The organism is Prevotella sp. P3-122 (assembly GCF_002251365.1).
Taxonomy (GTDB): Bacteria; Bacteroidota; Bacteroidia; order Bacteroidales; family Bacteroidaceae; genus Prevotella.
In genome coordinates, this window is the sequence record NZ_NPJH01000084.1 from 1 (window position 1) to 4424 (window position 4424).

Annotated in this window: 3 protein-coding genes and 2 pseudogenes; 3 read left to right on the plus strand and 2 right to left on the minus strand. The window is 40.8% G+C overall.

The window, feature by feature from the left end; translation table 11 throughout:
• Nucleotides 1-128 (plus strand): annotated as a pseudogene (locus CIL02_RS13860) (transposase); the annotation flags it as partial.
• A gap of 218 nt (nt 129-346) precedes the next feature.
• On the opposite strand, the gene CIL02_RS13865 reads toward CIL02_RS13860, so the two are convergent.
• Entirely contained in the window at nt 347-1642 is a 1296-nt protein-coding gene (locus CIL02_RS13865) for an ATP/GTP-binding protein (RefSeq protein WP_094402609.1), read from the minus strand.
• A gap of 322 nt (nt 1643-1964) precedes the next feature.
• On the opposite strand from CIL02_RS13865, the gene CIL02_RS13870 reads away from it, so the two are divergent.
• Nucleotides 1965-2861 carry a hypothetical protein gene (locus CIL02_RS13870; protein WP_094402611.1) on the plus strand — a complete coding sequence of 299 codons (897 nt, stop codon included), beginning with the start codon at nt 1965-1967 and terminating at the stop codon, nt 2859-2861.
• Between the two features lie 4 nt (nt 2862-2865).
• Nucleotides 2866-3585 carry a hypothetical protein gene (locus tag CIL02_RS13875; RefSeq protein ID WP_094402612.1) on the plus strand — a complete coding sequence of 240 codons (720 nt, stop codon included), beginning with the start codon at nt 2866-2868 and terminating at the stop codon, nt 3583-3585.
• 359 nt (nt 3586-3944) lie between these two features.
• Here the strand turns inward: CIL02_RS13875 and CIL02_RS16450 are convergent.
• Nucleotides 3945-4424, minus strand: a pseudogene (locus tag CIL02_RS16450) (helicase); the annotation flags it as partial.

A 4424-nucleotide genomic window follows, 5' to 3' on the forward strand; every position in this document is an offset into this window, starting at 1 on the left:
TCACCAAACTTAAAAACAACATGAAAGGTGCCTTGATGAGCGTGTCTGACAAGCTGCTGCTTAGGAAACGAGCAATAATAGAAACGGTAAATGACGAGTTGAAGAATATTGCACAAGTGGAACATTCTGTATGTTTCCCAAGAAGCCGTGTATCAATGTACAACGTACAGTTGATACACGGCTTTCATTGTTTTGAATTCATCGAACTCACGTTAATTAATCACATTTTCAAAGAACTCTTTGGCTGTGCGGCATAGCCGTTAGCCCATATGTTGAATTTTTAACGAACTATTGATATAACAGACCTTCTTCTAAAATAATTTAAGGAGGTGGCTATGACGTGCTACTAAAAGTCTGCTATTTTTGGAAGAGCCCCAAGTTTATTGTTAAGGTAAGCTCGTTGTAATGACCGCATTTTGTTGACACCATTTTTAGATACCAGCGAATATAAAATTGAATTACCATTTTCTTCTTTGTCCATCAGCCAAAAGCTGTCTTTGCGGAGATAGTCGTCGGCAGCAGTAAATAGGGGGTCGTAATGCGTTGTCAGGAGTAACTGACTTTTAGATGGCGCTTTCAAGAAGCTTTTTATCATATATTTTAATAACAAAGGATGCATTGAAGTTTCTATCTCGTCGATAGGTAGCAACTTATTGTTTTGTTCTGCTACGTAGAGGGCTGTCTCGACACCCATGGATCTGAGTGTTCCTTCGCTTTGGCTTGATTTAGGCAAAGTGTAGATTTCCTTACCTCTTATATTGTTAACTGACACCACGAAATCGGTTTTGAATCCATTTGGCATTTTAGGATCTTTGTTCAGTTTGCTAACATTTTCTTCGGACAATCTGCCAGAGGCTTGCATGAACTGAATCATTTCAGGAGTTAAAGGCATATAGTCTTTCTCTACTGCCATATCTTCGATGTTTAGTCCGATATTGTGACTGAATTCCAAAAGATGTTTTTTAGTTTCGGGGTCTTCAAGCATTTTTCTTTCCGCATAGTTGAACATCTTCTGACCTAAATCGATAACAGGCAAAGTATGGTTGATCATCCAATTGCGAACGTCATCAATTTCCCCAAAGTTGCCGTTAACGGCTTTGCGTGCAGCGAATACCGACATGTTTTTAAGACATTTCGCTGTCAATTCTTCTTTTACTGCAGCAGGTACCTTAATTAGCACGGGGTTGAATTTTAAAGCAGTATTGCCTTCTACCAATTCGCGATTCATGAGTAGCGAGGGTTGGTTGGTGTTGTAGACAAACAACTTTTCAGACAGGACATCCTTTGACGTAAGAATTAGCTGGTAGACGTACTTCTTGTCGTTGACATACAACTTTAATTCAAACTCGGTGGGTTGTGAAGGCGTGTCTTTGTCGAGGGCAAAAGGCTCTACGCCTGTGGGCGCATCCTGATCATCGGTTTTACGTTTCCAGAACCAGAATAAATACTCAAAAACTTCAAGGAGATTGGATTTACCCGAGGCGTTGGCACCATATATGATAGCTATACGTGACAGACGTGTGCCATCGTTCATTGTGACTAGCAGAGAGTCCTCTTTGAATGTATCTTTTGACGCTTCGAAACTGATAACGGTTTCTTCCTTGAATGATAGGAAATTCTTGATTCGGAGTTCGTGTACCATAAAGCCATAATTGAAATGTGGGTGCAAAGGTAACAAAAAATGCTGAAATAAGCATGGATTAAGGCCTGATTTTGAGATTTATTTGCTAATATGGAGCGTTTTGTGTCAAAATGACACATAATTTAAAATAATTGGCAATACTGACAGTTTGTCGTACCAAGATGACAGAGCACATTCAGGAGCCGTAAGGCGCGGTTTTACGAGCAAAATGACGCAATATGCACTAAAACAAAATATAGAATCTAAATAACATGCGTATTCTTTTGTGTTCTTGGCACATGGTTTGCACAAATTGGAGTGTAGAATTAAAAATAATATTGAAATGAGTAAAGTTAAAAGTTTTTCGGTCGGCAATGGAGACATGTTCTACATCCGACACAACTCAGACAACTTCACAACAATCGACTGTTGTCTTACAGATGACGTTAAGGATGACATCCTTGACGAGATTGAAACGGAATCATCAGGTAAAGGTATCAAACGTTTTATCTCGACCCATCCTGATGATGATCATATCAAAGGTTTGGTGGAGTACGACGACAAGTTTGGCATCCTTAATTTTTATTGTGTTGATAACAATACGACTAAGAAGGGTACGGAAACGGATGATTTCAAGAGGTATAAGAAACTGCGCGATGACAGCAAGAAAAGCTTCGAACTTAAAAAAGGGTGTAAGCGTAAGTGGATGAACGAGTCGGACAACGAACGTGATGGAGCCGGGCTTTATTGTTTGTGGCCTATAACAGATAACGACCTGTATAAGGAAGCATTGGAGACGGCAGCAGATGGCGGGAGCCCTAACAATATTTCGCCGGCTATTAAGTATCTTGTAGGCAAATTTTCATTCCTGTGGATGGGTGACATGGAAACGGATATGCAAGAAGAGTTTGATAAAAAGGTGACAAATACTCATAAGACCATAGTGTTTGCACCCCACCATGGCAGAAAGACTGGTCACATCCCCAAGTCGCTAATGGATAAGTTGACACCAAAATTAGTGATTGTTGGCGAGGCACCTAGTGATGAGTTAGATTACTATAGCGGCTATGACACCATCACACAGAATACGGCAGGAGATATTTTATTCGAGACAAATGGAGACTATCTTGATATTTTCGTATCGGAGGATGGATATAACAAGACAGATGGTATGGTAACGAATGCCAATCATGGTAGCCATGATGGCATGAAGTATTTGGGTAGTATTAAGGAAGATTAAGCCTATGATGGATAAGTACATTAGAGTAGCAAGGGTATATCCTGCAATTTTGGGAATGCTCCCCACATGCATATTGTTGGCCATGTGTATGGGGGAGTGGTTTCCTCAATATCAAGTGCTGGTTGGCAATCTACAGTGGGTGTTGTGTCTTATCGGCGGTACTGCGCTGGCTAGCATGGCTGTTGGTTATCTGGTAAGGGAAGTGTTTAAGGAAACGTCAAAGTGGCTTTTCCAGTACCGCATGTTTAAGAAGGACGAGACAGAGATGCCTACCACCAAGATGCTGCTTTGGCAGAATACTGCCATTTCGTCGGCGTATCACAAGGAGATAGCTGCCAAGGTGAAAACGACGTTTGGTATTAAGCTGCCAACCAAAGAGGATGAAAAGGCTGACCTTGATATGGCCAAAAAGACGATTGCGGATGCAGTGTATCAGATTAGGCAAAACTGTCGTGGCGATGTGATCCTGAGGCAGTACAACATAGAGTTCGGCTTCTGTCGAAACTATCTTGGTGCTAGCGTATGGAGCATTCTTTTAATAATAAGCATAGGCATAGCCAATATCTTCTGTGGCTGGTTGTCGTGGTGGCCCATTGGGGTGGTGTTGATAATTCAAGTCTTATTAATGGTCGCATGTTATCTGTTGTTGGAGACAAGAGGCTGGACATATGCTAGGTACTTATTTGCGACTTTTACAGGAAAAGAGAAACCGAGAGAATGTTGAGGCCTATGTGAAAAATAAATAACGGTTGCCTGAAACATGCAGCCAATTAGGGATCCCCGCCACAGGACGGGTTACAATGATTATGGCAAAGGATAGTGATGGCCGTAAGTTCAATCGCATTCCTGAATATGATCGAGTCCAGAATGGCAAAACCATTCATGTGTCTGCTCATGTCAGAAGCAATCGAAGCGATTGTAAAGGTCAAAAGAAAAAATGAATGCAACTTCTTTAAGGATTGTGCCATGGCGATGTGAATCGTTATGGCATTTTTTCTTTTTATTTGTTTGTTAATTCCATCGAGACTCTATAACATTTCGTGACACAAAAGCGGAGACTGAAATAGTTTGTTTACGCATTGTTTACGCAGAATTGCTGGAAAGAAGTGCTTTTGTCAATTCGTCTGCCAAGTTATTATCCGTGACTTTTATCACATTGTCTTCTTCGGAAGTATAGCCAAGCGCATTGATTGCACCATACCATACTATAGTCTTGTCTATAATAGTCGTGCATAGCGACAAGGTTGGGATAATCTTTACGGATAATCCTTTTCTTTGCAGGTATTCTGTTTGTTCGTTGGCGGTATGGGTGAGGACGAGTACTTCAATTCCTTGACTTGACAAATCCATTAAATATTCCACAAGGCTATTTCGCTCTGCGTTATACAATTTGGGAGAGGATAGCACTACGGAGTGCTTGGCTGTTCCTTGGTCTATTTTGTATGGCCGGAAGTATGTCTTACCATTGAATATCTGTCCTTCGTTTATTGAGAACTCTATGTCATTAACATTGTCAAATAGTGTTGGTTGGCTTTTGATGATGGTCTTATAACCTATAGACGC

Coding starts and splice junctions, on each gene's coding strand:
- CIL02_RS13865 (WP_094402609.1), bottom strand. CDS start 1,642: ATGGTACACGAACTCCGAATCAAGAATTTCCTATCATTCAAGGAAGAA.
- CIL02_RS13870 (WP_094402611.1), top strand. CDS start 1,965: ATGAGTAAAGTTAAAAGTTTTTCGGTCGGCAATGGAGACATGTTCTAC.
- CIL02_RS13875 (WP_094402612.1), top strand. CDS start 2,866: ATGATGGATAAGTACATTAGAGTAGCAAGGGTATATCCTGCAATTTTG.